We start from the raw sequence: 13,800 nt of genomic DNA on the forward strand, positions 1-13,800 counted from the left end.
GCGTGGAGGTCGCCGTCATGCCCGTTCGCCCTGGATGCCGTCAGTGCCGGGAGCAGCGTCCGGCTCGACCGGGGTCACGGTCGACGGAGCGGCGGTCCCCGCCGATGCGGACCCGGGCTCGGGCGTCGTCTCGGGTTCGGGGTCGGCGACCGGGTCGGCGACCGGCGGTGCGACGGGGTCGGCCGGGCGCGGCGGGATCACGGGATCTCCGGGTGCCGGGGCGGGCTCAGGCGAGGTCGCGCCGGGCGTGATCCGCTCGCCGTAGCGCGGCGGCTCGTCGAGGTTGACCGGCGGTCGCACGGGCGCCACTTTGTTCGCGCCGAGGACCTGCCGGGCCTTGCCCAGCGACGAGGACAGCACGGTGACCTCGTAGTGATCGGCCGCGAACTGCGTGACGCTGGCGAAGTCGCGCCGGCGACGGACGATCGCGTAGGTGACCAGGCTGAGGATCATCCCGACCGCGACACCGATGAGGACGAAGCCGAGGAAGAGCTGGATCGGCACCTCCGGGTTGCCGAGCACGAGGATGGCGGCGAGGAAGAGCCCGATCAACACACCGTTGATCGCCCCGGAGCGCGCGGCGGCGGCGTAGCCGAGCTTGCCGGTCACGCGTTCGACCGTGCGCACGCTCTGACCGACGATGGCGATGTCGCGCGCCGGCACCTCCCCCGCGATCAGCTTCGAGACCGTCTTCTGCGCGCTCTCGTAGTCGCGCATCGACGCGACGATCTCGCCGGTGTCTGTGCCGCTCGCGGGCCGGTTCAGCATGCTCATCCGGCTATTCTTCCACGCGTGCCGTCGGACGGCCCGAGGCACGGCCGACCCGCCGGAGACGCGAGCCGCCGACTACGCTGGAGAAGTGAGCACACAACGGGTTTTCGCCGCGCGCCTTGCCGGGTGCGCCGTCTTCGATCCCGTCGGCGACCGGCTCGGCAAGGTCCGAGATGTCGTCGTCGTGTATCGAAGTACCGCGGCGCCCCGCGTCATCGGCCTGGTCGTGGAGATCCCGGGACGACGCCATGTGTTCCTCTCGATCGGACGCGTCACCTCGATCCGTTCCGGCCAGGTCATCACCACGGGCCTGATCAACGTGCGGCGGTTCTCCCCGCGGGCCGGCGAGGTGCGCGTGCTCGCCGAAATGCTGGGACGACGCGTGAGCTTCGTCGATGGCAGCGGTACCGCGGTCATCGAGGACATCGCGATCGAACCGAACCGCCTCGGCGAATGGGCGATCAGCCAGCTCTTCCTCCGCCGACCGAAGACCAGTGCCTCCCCGTTCGCGAAGGGTCCGACGACGTTCGCGGCATGGAGCGAGGTCGCCGAGCAACGCGCTCCCGGTGAGTCGCAGTCGGCTGAGCAGCTCGTCGCCTCGTACTCCGAGCTGCACGCCGCCGATCTCGCCAACACGCTTCTCGACCTTCCGCAGCAGCGCATGATCGAGGTGGCCGAAGAGCTGTCGGACGACCGCCTTGCCGATGCCCTCGAGGAGATGCCCGAAGACGAACAGGTGCACATCCTCGACCGTCTGGGAGACGAACGCGCCGCCGACATCCTCGACCAGATGGAACCGGACGACGCGGCCGACCTGCTCGCCCAGCTGGCGCCTGACCGTCTGGAGCAGCTCCTGGAGCTCATGGAGCCGGAAGAAGCCGAAGACGTCAGGATGCTGCTGCGCTACGGCCCGGACACCGCCGGCGGTCTGATGACGCCTGAGCCGATCATCCTCTCGGCCGACGCCACCGTCGCCGAGGCGCTCGCGCTGATCCGCCGCCACGAGCTGCACCCCGCGCTGGCCGCCGCGGTGTTCGTCACCCTCCCGCCGTTCGAGACTCCGACCGGGCGCCTGCTCGGGCTCGTGCACTTCCAGCGGATGCTGCGCTACCCGCCGCATGAGCGGCTCGGCGCGATCCTCGACGACAGCCTCGAGCCCGTGCCCGTCACCGCCTCCGCCGCCGAGGTGGCACGGCTGCTGGCGAGCTACGACCTCGTCTCGCTCCCCGTGATCGATGCGGCGCACCGCCTCGTCGGAGCGATCAGCATCGACGACGTCCTCGACTACCTCCTTCCGGACGACTGGCGTTCGCATGACAGCGAGGACACCTCCCCCGCTGCGAGCACCGTCCCTGGATCCACCCCCGCCGCCCCGACGAAGGAGACGCGCTGATGCCCCGCTCTCCGCGCCTCGATGCGCCGGGCCGCACCACGACACGGCCCCGGGCGACGTCTCGCGACCGCTTCGGACGCTTCACGGAGTGGGTGGCTCGCGCGATGGGGACGCCCGCGTTCCTGCTGATCCTCAGCCTGTTCTGTGTGGTCTGGATCGTCTGGAACACGCTGATGCCCGACGAGCTGCGCTTCGACGACGCCGCCCTCGGCTTCACGGCACTGACCCTGATGCTCTCCCTGCAGGCCTCATACGCCGCACCGCTCATCCTGCTCGCGCAGAATCGTCAGGACGACCGCGACCGGGTTCAGATCGAGCAGGACCGCCAGCGTGCGGAGCGCAACCTGGCCGACACCGAGTACCTGGCCCGCGAGATCGTGGCTCTGCGCATGTCGCTCGAAGAGCGCAATTCGCAGGTCGTCACGCGCGACGTGCTGCGCCAGGAGCTCAAAGCCCTTCTCGCCGAGCTCGAAGACGCGCCGGAGAAGCCCCGATCCGGCGCCGCGTCGTGACCGCGGCGGAGCGTGTCCGCGCGGCTGTCGCCGCGGTGACGGATCCCGAGCTCCGTCGACCCATCGGGGATCTCGACATGGTCCGGGACATCTCCGTCGACGGCGGTCGAGCCCGCGTCGGCATCGTCCTCACGATCGTCGGCTGTCCAGCGGCGGCGCGGATCGAGTCGGACGTCCGCGTTGCCGCGGCGTCCGTTCCGGGCATCGCGGAGGTGGACGTCGAGGTCGGCGTGATGACGCCGGCAGAACGCAAGGCTCTCACCGAGAAACTCCGCGCCGGGAGGCCCGCACGCCACATGCCGTTCGGGCCCGATTCCCTCACCCGTGTGATCCTCGTCTCCAGCGGCAAGGGGGGTGTGGGCAAGTCCACCGTCACCGCGAACCTTGCCGTCGCACTCGCCGCGCAGGGTCTGTCCGTCGGTCTCGTCGACGCCGACGTGCACGGGTTCTCGATCCCCGGGCTCCTCGGCATCCCTGCGGGCACGCAGCCGACGCGCATCGACGACCTGATGCTCCCCCCGGTCGCGCACGGCGTGAAGACGATCTCGATCGGGATGTTCCTCCGCGACGGCGAATCGGTGGTGGCGTGGCGTGGGCCGATGCTGCACCGCACGGTCTCGCAGTTCCTCACCGACGTCTTCTTCGGCGACCTCGACGTCCTCCTCATCGACATGCCGCCGGGGACGGGCGACATCGCGATCTCGATCGGCCAGCTCCTCCCCCATGCGGAAGTGCTCGTCGTGACCACCCCGCAGACCGCTGCCGCCGAGGTGGCGATCCGCAGCGGTCTCGTCGCGCGTCAGACGGGTCAGCGCGTGATCGGCGTCATCGAGAACATGGCGGCGTACACGCTGCCCGATGGAACGGTCATCGACATGTTCGGCTCGGGCGGAGGCGCCGCCGTATCGGAGGCTCTCTCCGAACCGGGAGTCCCTGTGCCGCTGTTGGCCTCGATCCCCCTGAGCCCCGCTCTGCGCGAGGGCGGAGACGCGGGCGAGCCGATCGTCTCCACCGAGAGCGACGATGTCGCGGCGACGACCATCCGCGACCTCGCGAGCACCCTGGCGCGGCGGGGCAGGGGCCTCTCCGGTCGATCGCTGCCGATGTCGCTCACCTGAACGCGTGGGAAGATGGACCGATGCCTCCCCGCTCTCTGACCGTCGATGAGGGTCTGCTGCGACGAATGGCTCGGGACGCAGCGATCTACTCGCTGACCCGACCCGCAGCCCTCGTCATGTGGGTCGCCCTCGCCGCAGCCCTCGTGCTCAGCATCCTCAACCTCGGCGCGCCCGTCCGTCCGGGGGAACAGGGCCCTTTCGGAGCAGGATGGATGCCGGTCATCATCGTCGCGCTCGCGGGTTTCGCCGTCGTGATGTCGGTATCGGGCGCGCGAACCGCCGTCCGGATCGCGATGCCCGTCGGAACCGTCGTGTGGGCATCGCTGGAAGAGGACAGCCTGCAGATGGGCAGCGGCCGTCGTCGCTCCGACATCGCCTACCGCACCTTCCAGAGGATGCGAGTGGGCAAGGACGCCGTGCTGTTGAAGCTGCGAGACACCTCGGCCGCGACCGCGATCCCTCGTCGCCTGCTCACGGACGACGACATCGCCACCCTCCGCTCGAAGATCTCCTAGGCGCCGAGCGCGCAGAGCCCTGCGCGCTCGATCGGCGAGCGTTCACGTCAAGTGGCTTCGGCGTCGAAGGGAGGGCGGTTCGACGCACTGAACTCCTGCGGAACGGCTCGGGTCGCGGGAGCCGTGCTCGCCGCGGCCGCAGCTCCGGCGATCGGCTCCGCGATGGTCTGGGCCGCCTGCAGCGGGGTCGCCGGCTGGGGCTCTTCCATGAGCGCATCGCGGATGATCCGGCGCGGGTCGTACTGGCGCGGGTCGAGCTTGCGCCAGTCGACGTCGTCGATCTCCGGCCCCATCTCCTCGCGCACCCTCGACTTGGTCGCGCGCAGATACTCGCCGGCCTTGCGGACCATGCGCGAGAAGCTCTCCGCGGCTCGCGGGAGACGTTCGGGGCCGATGATCAGAACCGCGATGAGGCCGATCAGCAACAGCTTCTCGAAGGTGAGCCCGAACGTCATCTCTACAGGCTACCGCCGCGCCTACGGTCCCCGCACTCGCCGACCGAATACTCTGGAGAGGATCACAGTCAGGCAGGGAGAAACAGGCCATGAGCGAGCATGACGCGAACGCGCGTTTCCTGCGCGAGTCCATCGTGGAACCCGACGCCATCAGCCGCGCACGCGCGCATGCGGTCGAACTGGGAGCGATGCCGATCAGCGCCGCCGTGGGTTCGCAGATCGCCGTGCTCGCGGCCGCGACCTCGGCCCGCTCCATCGTCGAGATCGGCACCGGTGCCGGAGTCTCCGGTCTCTGGCTGCTGCGCGGCGCACCCCAGGCGGTCCTCACCTCGATCGACAACGAACCGGAGCACCTCGCCGCGGCGCGACAGGCCTTCTCCGATGCCAAGGTGCCGTCCACCCGAGCCCGCTTCATCACGGGCCGCGCGATCGACGTTCTCCCCCGCATGAACGAGAACTCCTACGACATCGTGCTGGTCGACGCCGACCCCGAGCATGTCATCGAGTACGTCGAACACGGTCTGCGTCTCGCACGCACCGGCGGACTCGTGCTCGTGCCCCGCGTGCTGGCCGGCGGTCGCGTAGCCGATCCGGTCCAGCGCGACGAGATCACTTCCGCCTACCGGTCCCTCGTGCAGGAGACGCAGGAATCCTCGGCGGTCCTCGCCACGGTCTCCCCCGCCGGCGAAGGTCTGCTGCAGCTGATCAGTCTCGCCGAACGCGGCTGACCGCGCGGCTCGAGACCGTGCGAAAAGGGCGATGGATCCGAGGATCCATCGCCCTTTCGGATCCGCCGACGCGGACCCCAGGTCGATCAGGCCGGTGCCACGACGGCGGCAAGCACGTCGTGAAGCTCCTTGGCCTCGGCGTCGTTCACGGAGACGACCAGGCGGCCGCCGCCTTCGAGTGGAACGCGCACGATGATGAGTCGTCCTTCTTTCACGGCTTCCATAGGTCCGTCTCCGGTCCTCGGCTTCATCGCTGCCATCGTGGCTCCCTTTCCTCCGGTGGTATGGGATGAGTTTATCGGGTGTCACCGGGACCTGGAGGTCACGGAGCAACAATTGGGTCGAGCTTCACCCTCACGGCACCTGCCAGAACGTGCTTCCGAGCGCATACACGTGGTAGATCCAGAACCATTGCCCGAGGAGACATGCGGCCAGCACGCCGACACGCCAGAGCCGTGATCGCGGCACCGCGACCGCTCCCCAGAGCGGGCTCAGGGGGAGAAGCAGGCGGAACGTGCTCGATTGCGGAAAGAACACCGCGAGCAGATACAGCAGGTAGCTCGCACTCCACAGACGGATGTCGGCGCCCAGAGCGCGCACCTGCGGAGAGAAGAGGAGTGCGGCAGCAGCGCCGACGACCGACAGCACCAGCACGATCGGCCCCCACCACTGCGGCATCCCCCAGAGGGCGAACCAGAACTGCGATGCCTGGATCCACCCTTCGAACGGGATGAAACCGTCGACTCCGCCGGTGATCCAGTGCTGGCGCCACGCGAGCTCGGTCGCGAGATACGCACCGGGATCCCCCGTCGCGATGCCGGCGATCACCTGCCAGGCGAAACCGGACAGAGTCGCGAGCGCGCCGAGCGCGAGGATGTGTGCGATCTCGCGCCCGGTGAGCGGATCCTGCCGACGTCGGATCCACCGCAGCAGTCCGTGCAGCCCGAGGAACAGGGCGAAGGCCAGGACACCGGGTCGTGTGAACGCCATCACGGGGATCAGGATGTACAGCCAGGCATAGGTGCGCCGCGTCGTCGCATCGAGGGCGAGGAACAGCAGCAGCAGGAACAGCGTCTCGGCGTACCCCACCTGGAACATCGCCGCGATCGGTCCCGCCGCGAAGAACACGACGGCCCACGTCGCCGCGGAGTTGCCGATGCGATCACGAAGCAGGCGGTGAAGCGCGAGACAGGCCAGGTAGCCGGCGACGAGCGAGAGCAGGAGCGCACCGGCACCCCAGGACCCGAGCAGTACGCCGATCCCCTTCGCCGCATATGCGAACACCGGCATGAACGCCCAGGCGTTCTCGGCGACGTCACCCGAGTCGGTGAGGGGCAGATCCGTCGGGTAGCCGTTCTCGGCGACCAACCAGTACCATTGCGCGTCCCAGCCGAGCACGAAATCGATGATCCCCGCCTCCGCGCCGAACCGCGAGGACGAGGTCGACAGTGAGGCGGCGATGACCAGGAACACCGTCGTGACGACCCGGGCTCCGAGGTAGACGACGGCCACGCGCAGGGCGACCGGCGCCTTCGCCCAGCGGCGCGTTGCGCTCAGTGCGAGGTGAGCCATGCGCGCAGGCCCCGCTCCACGGCGTCGATCTGCGCGAGGGGTACACGCTCCTCATCGTGGTGGGCGAGGTGCGGGTCGCCGGGCCCGTAGTTCACAGCCGGGATCCCGAGCGCGGAGAATCGCGCGACGTCGGTCCACCCGTACTTCGGGCGCGGCTCGGCGCCGACCGCCGCCACGAACTGCTTCGCGATCTCGGCGTCGAGGCCGGGACGCGCCCCCTCGGCGGCATCCGTGATCTCGACGTCGAAGCCGGCGAGGACTGCGCGGAGGTGAGCCTCGGCATCGGCCGCAGACTTGCTCGGCGCGAACCGGTAGTTGACCTCCACCTCGCAGGCGTCGGGGATGACGTTCCCCGCGACGCCGCCCGCGATGCGCACGGCGCTCAAGCTCTCGCGGTACAGCAGCCCCTCGACCAGCACCTCCTTGGCGCGGTACTCCGCCAGACGCGTGAGGACGGGCGCCGCGCGGTGGATCGCGTTCTCGCCGATCCAGGCACGCGCGCTGTGAGCACGCACGCCGGTGGTGCGCACGATCGCACGGAGCGTTCCGTTGCAACCGCCTTCCACCTCACCGTTGGACGGCTCGCCGAGGATCGCGAAGTCCGCCTCGAACAGGTCGGGACGCACGGCGGCGAGCAGACCGAGACCGTTCTTCGACGCCTCGATCTCCTCGTTGTCGTACCACATCCACGTGATGTCGATCGCGGGGTCGGTCAGCTCGGCCGCGAGCTTCAGCTGCACGGCGGTGCCCGCCTTCATGTCGACCGTGCCGCGGCCCCAGAGATAGGGGACTCCGTCGATCTCGATGTCGCGCGTGGGCAGGTTCGCATTGATCGGCACGGTGTCGATGTGACCGGCGATGGCGACGCGCTGTGCCCGGCCACGGTCGGTACGAGCGACGATCGTGTTCCCGTGGCGGAAGACCTCCAGATGGTCGAGAGGGGACACTGCGGCCTCGATCGCATCGGCGAGCGTCTTCTCGTCACCGGAGACGCTCGGGATGTCGCAGATCGCACGGGTGAGGTCGACGGAGGACGCGGTCAGATCGAGCACCATGGGTCCAGCCTACTTACCCCGTCATGAGTGCGGTCGTCGCCCCGGGAGCGCGATAGCGTGGAGGGATGAGCGACGCACGCACCGTATGGGGTATCGGCCTGACCACCATCGCCGGAGACGGCACGGTTCTCGACGCCTGGTATCCCGAGGTGCACACCGGTGCGGTCACGACCGACGAGGTGGCTGTCGCTGCGCTCGAACCCCTCGCGGGGAGCGACGAACGACGCGACGTCACGATCGAGGTGGTGCAGCTGCAGATCGACCTCGACACGGCACCGGCCTCCACCGCCGACGCCTATCTGCGCCTGCATGCCCTGTCGCATCTCGTCGTGCGCCCGAACGAGCTGAACCTCGACGGCATCTTCGGACACCTTCCGAATGTCGCCTGGACCAACGCCGGGCCCGTCCTCCCCGTTGACGCCGCCCGCCTGCGCCCGCAGCTCCAGCGCGCGGGCATCCAGGTGCAGGGGCTCGACAAGTTCCCCCGCCTGACCGACTATGTGCAGCCGGCGGGCGTCCGCATCGCCGATGCCTCCCGCGTGCGCCTGGGGGCGTACCTCTCCCCCGGCACGACCGTCATGCACGAGGGATTCGTCAACTTCAATGCCGGCACACTCGGCGCATCGATGGTCGAGGGCCGCATCTCGCAGGGTGTGGTCGTCGGAGACGGCAGCGACATCGGCGGAGGGTCCTCCATCATGGGCACCCTCTCGGGTGGCGGAACGCATCGGGTGTCGATCGGTGCCCGCACCCTGCTCGGCGCGAATGCGGGCATCGGCATCTCGCTCGGTGACGACTGTGTCGTCGAAGCGGGGCTCTACGTCACCGCAGGCACCAAGATCGTCCTCGTCGACGGACCCGTGACCGCCGACGGCGGGCGCAAGACCGTCAAGGGTGCGGAGCTCTCCGGTCAGGACGGCCTGCTCTTCCGCCGCAACTCGCTCAGCGGTGCGGTGGAAGCCGTCCGTCGCGCCGGTGTCGGAGTGACCCTGAACGAGGCTCTGCACGCCTGAGAGCAGCCTTCCGGCCCGTCTCCGCGGAGCCGACGACCCGCGCGGGAGGCGACATGCAGCCGACGGCATGCGTGCACTGGTAGACTGACATCGTTGCGCGTACCGCCGGTCCCGCAACATCGTCGTCGTCACGGGGTCTCCGAGGACCGAAGCGAGCGGAACTGCTCCCACCACCAGCATGAGCTGGCCTTTCGAACGGCGAACCGATGCGCAATTCCTGCGCCGTCGCCCACCTCACCCCCTATCTCGCGCCGTTCACTCGTGCGCTGACGGAGTTTCTGCATGTCTACTTTCCTTGAACTCGGCGTTCCTGCCGAGCTCGCCGCCGTTCTCGCCGATTCCGGCAAGACCGAGGCATTCGCCATCCAGCGCGACACCCTTCCCGACTCCCTCGCCGGACGCGACCTCCTGGGCCGCGGACGCACGGGCAGCGGCAAGACCATCGCCTTCGCCCTGCCGCTCGTCGCACGCCTTGCCGCCTCGGGCGGTCAGCGTCGCGCCGGCCTTCCGCGCGGACTCGTCCTCGCGCCCACCCGTGAACTCGCGACCCAGATCGCCGCGACCATCGCGCCTCTCGCGGAGGCCGCAGGCCTGCGCGTCACGACCGTCTTCGGCGGGGTCAGCCAACGCCCGCAGGAGCAGGCGCTTCGCGGCGGCGTCGACATCGTCGTGGCCTGCCCCGGTCGACTCGAAGACCTCATGAAGCAGCAGGTCGTGCGCCTGAGTGCGATCGAGGTCACCGTGCTCGACGAGGCCGACCACATGGCCGACCTCGGCTTCCTCCCCGGCGTCACCCGCATCCTCACGGCCACGCCGGCCGGTGGGCAGCGCCTGCTGTTCAGCGCCACGCTGGACCGCGGCATCGACACCCTCGCCCGCCGCTTCCTCTCGAACGCCGTCAGCCATGAGGTCGACGAGGAGAGCGTGCCCGTCGGCGAGATGACGCACCGCGTCCTGGTCGTCGACTCGGCCGACAACAAGACGGCCCTCGTGCGTGAGCTCGCCTCGGGCACCGGTCGTCGCATCCTCTTCACCCGCACCAAGCACCAGGCGAAGAAGCTCGCGAAGCAGCTCACCGCCGCGGGGATCCCCGCGGTCGACCTGCACGGCAACCTCTCGCAGAACGCCCGCGAGCGCAACCTCGGTGCGTTCTCCGCGGCCCCGGAAGACGGCGGTGTGCGCGTGCTCGTCGCGACCGATGTCGCCGCCCGTGGCGTGCACGTCGACAACGTCGATCTCGTCGTCCACGTCGACCCGCCCGTCGAGCACAAGGCGTACCTGCACCGTTCCGGCCGCACCGCCCGCGCCGGGGCTGCCGGCACCGTGGTGACGGTCGTGCTCCCCGAGCAGCGTCGTGATGTCAAGGATCTGCTGCGCAAGGCAGCCATCTCTGCCCCGCTGGAGGATGTCACGGCCGCTGCCGTCACCGCGCTGGTTCCCGAGCGCGCACCTCACGTGCGTCCGGCGCCCGTCCAGGCTCCGCAGCAGCAGCGCCAGTCGTCGAAGCAGCGCCCCGCGGGCGGCGAGAGGAACGGTGCGGCGAACCCGCCGTCGCGTCGCCGTCGTCGTCCCCGCTCCGGCGCATCCGGCAATGGTCAGGGCGGCGGGTACTCCACGCAGAGCAACCAGTCCCGCCAGGGCGGCCGCAGTTCACAGGGCCGCTGACACCGACCGGCAGCACTCACGCAGAAAAGCGCCCCCTCCGTCTCGACGGAGGGGGCGCTTTCTCGTCACGCGCTCAGCGCGTGGGGAACTGACGTTCCGGCGATCCTGTGTACAGCTGCTGGGGGCGGCCGATCTTGGTCTGGGGGTCGAGCTGCAGCTCACGCCACTGCGCGAGCCAACCGGGCAGGCGCCCGATGGCGAACAGCACCGTGAACATACGGGTCGGGAAGCCCATGGCCTTGTAGATGACACCGGTGTAGAAGTCGACGTTCGGGTACAGGCGACGCTCGCGGAAGTAGTCGTCGGCCAGCGCGAGCTCTTCGAGCTCCTTCGCGAGATCGAGCAGCGGGTCGGTCACTCCGAGCGACGAGAGCACCTCGTCGGCCGCGTCCTTGACGAGCTTGGCGCGCGGGTCGTAGTTCTTGTACACCCGGTGCCCGAAGCCCATCAGCTTCACGCCTTCTTCCTTGTTCTTCACCCGCTCGACGAAGCGCGAGACACTCTGGCCGGAGTCGCGGATCTGACCGAGCATCGTCAGCACGGCCTCGTTCGCGCCGCCGTGCAGCGGGCCGGAGAGCGCCTGGATGCCGGCGGAGACCGAGGCGAACTGGTTCGCACCGGTGGATCCGACCAGGCGGACGGTCGACGTCGAGGCATTCTGCTCGTGGTCTTCGTGCAGGATGAGGAGCAGCTCGAGAGCCTTCGACATCACCGGGTTGACCTCGTACTCCTCGCTGTGCACGCCGAAGTTCAGCTTCAGGAAGTTGTCGACGAAGCTCAGCGAGTTGTCCGGGTAGAGGAAGGCCTGGCCCACGCTCTTCTTGTGCGCGTACGCCGCGATCACGGGGAGCTTGGCGAGCATGCGCACCATATTCAGCTCGACGTGCTCCGGGTTGTGCGGGTCGGTCTGACCTTCGTAGTACGTCGACAGCGCGGCGACCGCCGAAGACAACACGGACATCGGGTGCGCCGTGTGCGGCAGCGCCGAGAAGAAGCGCTTGAGGTCTTCGTGCAGCAGAGTGTGGCGACGGATCTTCTCGTCGAACTCCGCGAGTTCGGAGGCGGACGGCAGCTCGCCGTAGATGAGCAGCCAGGCCACCTCGAGGTAGCTGGTGGAGCCCGCGAGCTGCTCGATCGGATACCCGCGATACCGCAGGATGCCCTTGTCGCCGTCGATGAACGTGATCTCGGACTTCGTGGAGGCCGTGTTCACGAACCCGTAGTCCAGGCCCGTGTACCCCGTCTGCCGCGTCAGCGTGGAGAAATCGATGCTGTCGTGCCCCGCCGTGCCGCGCAGCACCGGGAATTCCGCGGTCGTGTCGCCGATCGTCAGCTTCGCCGTCTGGTCTGCCGCTGCACTCACGCGGACCTCCTCGTAGTGTCCGAGCCCGCTCGTCGCGGTGCTGTCGGACAAGATCTTGATCAAGCCTGAACTGGCGATCTCACGGCGCTGAAGCGCCAGGTCGGGTCACGACCGAATCGCCTTTACAGCCTAGTAGTCGCGCAGGCCTACTGTGACATCCGCCAAAGGGAAGCCCATTTCAGGGAGAGAACCTATATATCGCCGTCAGAGAGTCGGCGCGCCGCCTCTCTGACGTGCGCGGTCGGCGCCGTGAGCGCCAGCCGGACGTGCTCCCCGGAGTCGGCACCGTAGAAGGGCCCGGGACCGGCGAGGATGCCGAGAGCGGCGAGTCGCTCCATCGACTCCCAGGCATCGCGCCCCTCCGTCACCCAGAGATAGAGTCCTGCTTCGGAGCCGTCGATGCGGAAGCCCGCCGCCTCCAGAGCAGGACGCAGGGCGTCGCGCCTGACGCGGTAGAGCTCCTTCTGCTCCGCCACGTGCTCGTCGTCGCCGAGGGCGACCGCCATCGCGTGCTGCACCGGCGCCGGCGGCATGAGACCGAGGTGCTTGCGCGCCGTGAGAAGCTCGCCCACGATGCGTGCGCATCCGGCCACGAAGGCTGCGCGGTACCCGGCGAGGTTCGATTGCTTGCTCAAGGAGTACACGCTGAGCAGGTTCGCTCGACTCCCGTCCGTCACCCGCGGGTCGAGGATGGAGGGGATCGGCTCGGTCGCCCACTCGCCGTCCCAGCCGAGTTCCGCGTAGCATTCATCGCTCGCGAGCACGGCACCGAGTTCACGGGCACGACGGACGGCGGCGGCGAGTTCGCTCACGGTCCAGGTGCGCCCGTCCGGATTGCCCGGGGTGTTGATCCAGATGAGCTTCGTACCCTCCGGCCACTCCTCCGGATCATCCGCGGGCAGCGGCGTCGCCCCCACGACGCGGGCGCCCACCTCATAGGTCGGGTAGGCCACGCGGGGGTGGACGACGATGTCGCCGTCGCCGAGACCGAGCAGGGTCGGCAGCAGTGCGACGAGCTCCTTCGAGCCGATCGTGGGGAGAACGTTGTCGACACGGAGGTCGGGCACCCCCCGGCGTCGCGCGTACCACTCGACGATGGCTTCGCGCAGGCTCAGCGTTCCGACCGTCTGCGGGTAGGCATGGGCGTCCGTGGCTTCCGCCAGTGCGCGCCGGATGATCTCGGGAGTCGGGTCGACGGGAGAACCGACCGAGAGGTCGATCAGACCGTCCGGATGCCGCGCGGCACGCTCACGGAACGGGATGACGGCATCCCACGGGTAGTCGGCGAGGTCGCGGACGCTCACGGAATGCGCCTACTCGCCCTGCGGCGGGAGAGCGGCGATGATCGGGTGGTCGAACGCGTACACGCCGACCTTGGCTGCACCTCCGGGCGACCCGATCTCGTCGAAGAACTCGACGTTGGCCTTGTAGTAGTCCTGCCACTCGCCGGGAAGGTCGTCTTCGTAGTAGATGGCTTCGACCGGGCACACCGGCTCGCAGGCACCGCAGTCGACGCACTCGTCAGGGTGGATGTAGAGCGAGCGTTCGCCCTCGTAGATGCAGTCAACGGGGCACTCGTCGATGCAGGCGCGATCCTTGACATCGACGCACGGGAGGGCGATCACATACGTCACCCCCTC

At 68.9% G+C, this 13,800-nt stretch carries 15 protein-coding genes; 7 read left to right on the forward strand and 8 right to left on the reverse strand.

Annotated elements, in window-relative coordinates; genetic code table 11:
* Positions 1 to 15: 15 nt before the first annotated feature.
* On the reverse strand, positions 16 to 774 hold the full coding sequence (locus tag MST3598_RS11515; RefSeq protein ID WP_029260328.1) for a general stress protein: 759 nt from the start codon (positions 772 to 774) through the stop codon (positions 16 to 18).
* 85 nt (positions 775 to 859) lie between these two features.
* Here MST3598_RS11515 and MST3598_RS11520 point away from each other — a divergent pair, with 85 nt between their 5' ends.
* The 4 genes from MST3598_RS11520 to MST3598_RS11535 are packed head-to-tail and all read left to right on the forward strand — an operon-like array spanning position 860 to position 4,309.
* Positions 860 to 2,164, forward strand: coding sequence for a magnesium transporter MgtE N-terminal domain-containing protein (locus MST3598_RS11520; RefSeq protein ID WP_029266737.1), 1,305 nt, complete (start codon positions 860 to 862; stop codon positions 2,162 to 2,164).
* Positions 2,164 to 2,676 carry a DUF1003 domain-containing protein gene (locus MST3598_RS11525; protein ID WP_029260330.1) on the forward strand — a complete coding sequence of 171 codons (513 nt, stop codon included), beginning with the start codon at positions 2,164 to 2,166 and terminating at the stop codon, positions 2,674 to 2,676. The genes MST3598_RS11520 and MST3598_RS11525 overlap by 1 nt, the downstream gene beginning before the upstream one ends.
* Complete coding sequence (locus MST3598_RS11530; RefSeq protein ID WP_029260331.1) at positions 2,673 to 3,794, forward strand: Mrp/NBP35 family ATP-binding protein; 1,122 nt, start codon at positions 2,673 to 2,675, stop codon at positions 3,792 to 3,794. Before MST3598_RS11525 ends, MST3598_RS11530 begins: the two co-directional genes overlap by 4 nt.
* A gap of 20 nt (positions 3,795 to 3,814) precedes the next feature.
* Positions 3,815 to 4,309 carry a YcxB family protein gene (locus MST3598_RS11535; RefSeq protein ID WP_029260332.1) on the forward strand — a complete coding sequence of 165 codons (495 nt, stop codon included), beginning with the start codon at positions 3,815 to 3,817 and terminating at the stop codon, positions 4,307 to 4,309.
* A gap of 47 nt (positions 4,310 to 4,356) precedes the next feature.
* Here the strand turns inward: MST3598_RS11535 and MST3598_RS11540 are convergent, their stop codons facing one another.
* A complete protein-coding gene (locus MST3598_RS11540) occupies positions 4,357 to 4,764 on the reverse strand; it encodes a twin-arginine translocase TatA/TatE family subunit (RefSeq protein ID WP_029260333.1) in 408 nt (135 codons plus the stop codon).
* Between the two features lie 89 nt (positions 4,765 to 4,853).
* Here MST3598_RS11540 and MST3598_RS11545 point away from each other — a divergent pair, with 89 nt between their 5' ends.
* Positions 4,854 to 5,492, forward strand: coding sequence for an O-methyltransferase (locus MST3598_RS11545; RefSeq protein WP_021199617.1), 639 nt, complete (start codon positions 4,854 to 4,856; stop codon positions 5,490 to 5,492).
* Between the two features lie 86 nt (positions 5,493 to 5,578).
* Here MST3598_RS11545 and MST3598_RS11550 read toward each other — a convergent pair whose 3' ends face one another.
* From MST3598_RS11550 to dapE, 3 genes are all read right to left on the reverse strand, one after another.
* Positions 5,579 to 5,752, reverse strand: coding sequence for a DUF3117 domain-containing protein (locus MST3598_RS11550; RefSeq protein WP_017203323.1), 174 nt, complete (start codon positions 5,750 to 5,752; stop codon positions 5,579 to 5,581).
* A 94-nt stretch (positions 5,753 to 5,846) separates the two neighbouring features.
* Complete coding sequence (locus MST3598_RS11555; RefSeq protein ID WP_029260334.1) at positions 5,847 to 7,064, reverse strand: hypothetical protein; 1,218 nt, start codon at positions 7,062 to 7,064, stop codon at positions 5,847 to 5,849.
* Positions 7,046 to 8,119 carry a succinyl-diaminopimelate desuccinylase gene (gene dapE / locus MST3598_RS11560; protein ID WP_029260335.1) on the reverse strand — a complete coding sequence of 358 codons (1,074 nt, stop codon included), beginning with the start codon at positions 8,117 to 8,119 and terminating at the stop codon, positions 7,046 to 7,048. The genes MST3598_RS11555 and dapE overlap by 19 nt, the downstream gene beginning before the upstream one ends.
* A 65-nt stretch (positions 8,120 to 8,184) precedes the next feature.
* On the opposite strand from dapE, the gene dapD reads away from it, so the two are divergent.
* Both dapD and MST3598_RS11570 read left to right on the forward strand, forming a co-directional pair.
* A complete protein-coding gene (gene dapD, locus MST3598_RS11565) occupies positions 8,185 to 9,132 on the forward strand; it encodes a 2,3,4,5-tetrahydropyridine-2,6-dicarboxylate N-succinyltransferase (RefSeq protein WP_029260336.1) in 948 nt (315 codons plus the stop codon).
* 282 nt (positions 9,133 to 9,414) lie between these two features.
* The gene (locus MST3598_RS11570) at positions 9,415 to 10,797 is read left to right on the forward strand and encodes a DEAD/DEAH box helicase (RefSeq protein ID WP_021199613.1); all 1,383 of its coding nucleotides are present in this window, start codon (positions 9,415 to 9,417) and stop codon (positions 10,795 to 10,797) included.
* A 73-nt stretch (positions 10,798 to 10,870) separates the two neighbouring features.
* On the opposite strand, the gene MST3598_RS11575 is transcribed toward MST3598_RS11570, so the two are convergent.
* From MST3598_RS11575 to fdxA, 3 genes are all read right to left on the reverse strand, one after another.
* Positions 10,871 to 12,160, reverse strand: coding sequence for a citrate synthase (locus MST3598_RS11575; RefSeq protein WP_051671213.1), 1,290 nt, complete (start codon positions 12,158 to 12,160; stop codon positions 10,871 to 10,873).
* Between the two features lie 191 nt (positions 12,161 to 12,351).
* On the reverse strand, positions 12,352 to 13,464 hold the full coding sequence (gene dapC / locus MST3598_RS11580; protein ID WP_029260338.1) for a succinyldiaminopimelate transaminase: 1,113 nt from the start codon (positions 13,462 to 13,464) through the stop codon (positions 12,352 to 12,354).
* Positions 13,465 to 13,473: 9 nt separating this feature from the next.
* The gene (gene fdxA / locus MST3598_RS11585) at positions 13,474 to 13,794 is read right to left on the reverse strand and encodes a ferredoxin (protein WP_096359586.1); all 321 of its coding nucleotides are present in this window, start codon (positions 13,792 to 13,794) and stop codon (positions 13,474 to 13,476) included.
* Positions 13,795 to 13,800: the final 6 nt, after the last annotated feature.

Origin of the sequence: Microbacterium sp. TPU 3598 (genome assembly GCF_002356155.1) — a bacterium.
GTDB classification, from domain to species: domain Bacteria; phylum Actinomycetota; class Actinomycetes; order Actinomycetales; family Microbacteriaceae; genus Microbacterium; species Microbacterium maritypicum_A.

What these genes read in the sequence shown, in the direction of transcription:
- MST3598_RS11525 (WP_029260330.1), top strand. Translation starts at nt 2,164, where the DNA reads ATGCCCCGCTCTCCGCGCCTCGATGCGCCGGGCCGCACCACGACACGG.
- dapE (WP_029260335.1), bottom strand. Translation starts at nt 8,119, where the DNA reads ATGGTGCTCGATCTGACCGCGTCCTCCGTCGACCTCACCCGTGCGATC.
- MST3598_RS11535 (WP_029260332.1), top strand. Translation starts at nt 3,815, where the DNA reads ATGCCTCCCCGCTCTCTGACCGTCGATGAGGGTCTGCTGCGACGAATG.
- MST3598_RS11555 (WP_029260334.1), bottom strand. Translation starts at nt 7,064, where the DNA reads ATGGCTCACCTCGCACTGAGCGCAACGCGCCGCTGGGCGAAGGCGCCG.
- MST3598_RS11545 (WP_021199617.1), top strand. Translation starts at nt 4,854, where the DNA reads ATGAGCGAGCATGACGCGAACGCGCGTTTCCTGCGCGAGTCCATCGTG.
- dapD (WP_029260336.1), top strand. Translation starts at nt 8,185, where the DNA reads ATGAGCGACGCACGCACCGTATGGGGTATCGGCCTGACCACCATCGCC.
- MST3598_RS11515 (WP_029260328.1), bottom strand. Translation starts at nt 774, where the DNA reads ATGAGCATGCTGAACCGGCCCGCGAGCGGCACAGACACCGGCGAGATC.
- MST3598_RS11550 (WP_017203323.1), bottom strand. Translation starts at nt 5,752, where the DNA reads ATGGCAGCGATGAAGCCGAGGACCGGAGACGGACCTATGGAAGCCGTG.
- MST3598_RS11540 (WP_029260333.1), bottom strand. Translation starts at nt 4,764, where the DNA reads ATGACGTTCGGGCTCACCTTCGAGAAGCTGTTGCTGATCGGCCTCATC.
- MST3598_RS11570 (WP_021199613.1), top strand. Translation starts at nt 9,415, where the DNA reads ATGTCTACTTTCCTTGAACTCGGCGTTCCTGCCGAGCTCGCCGCCGTT.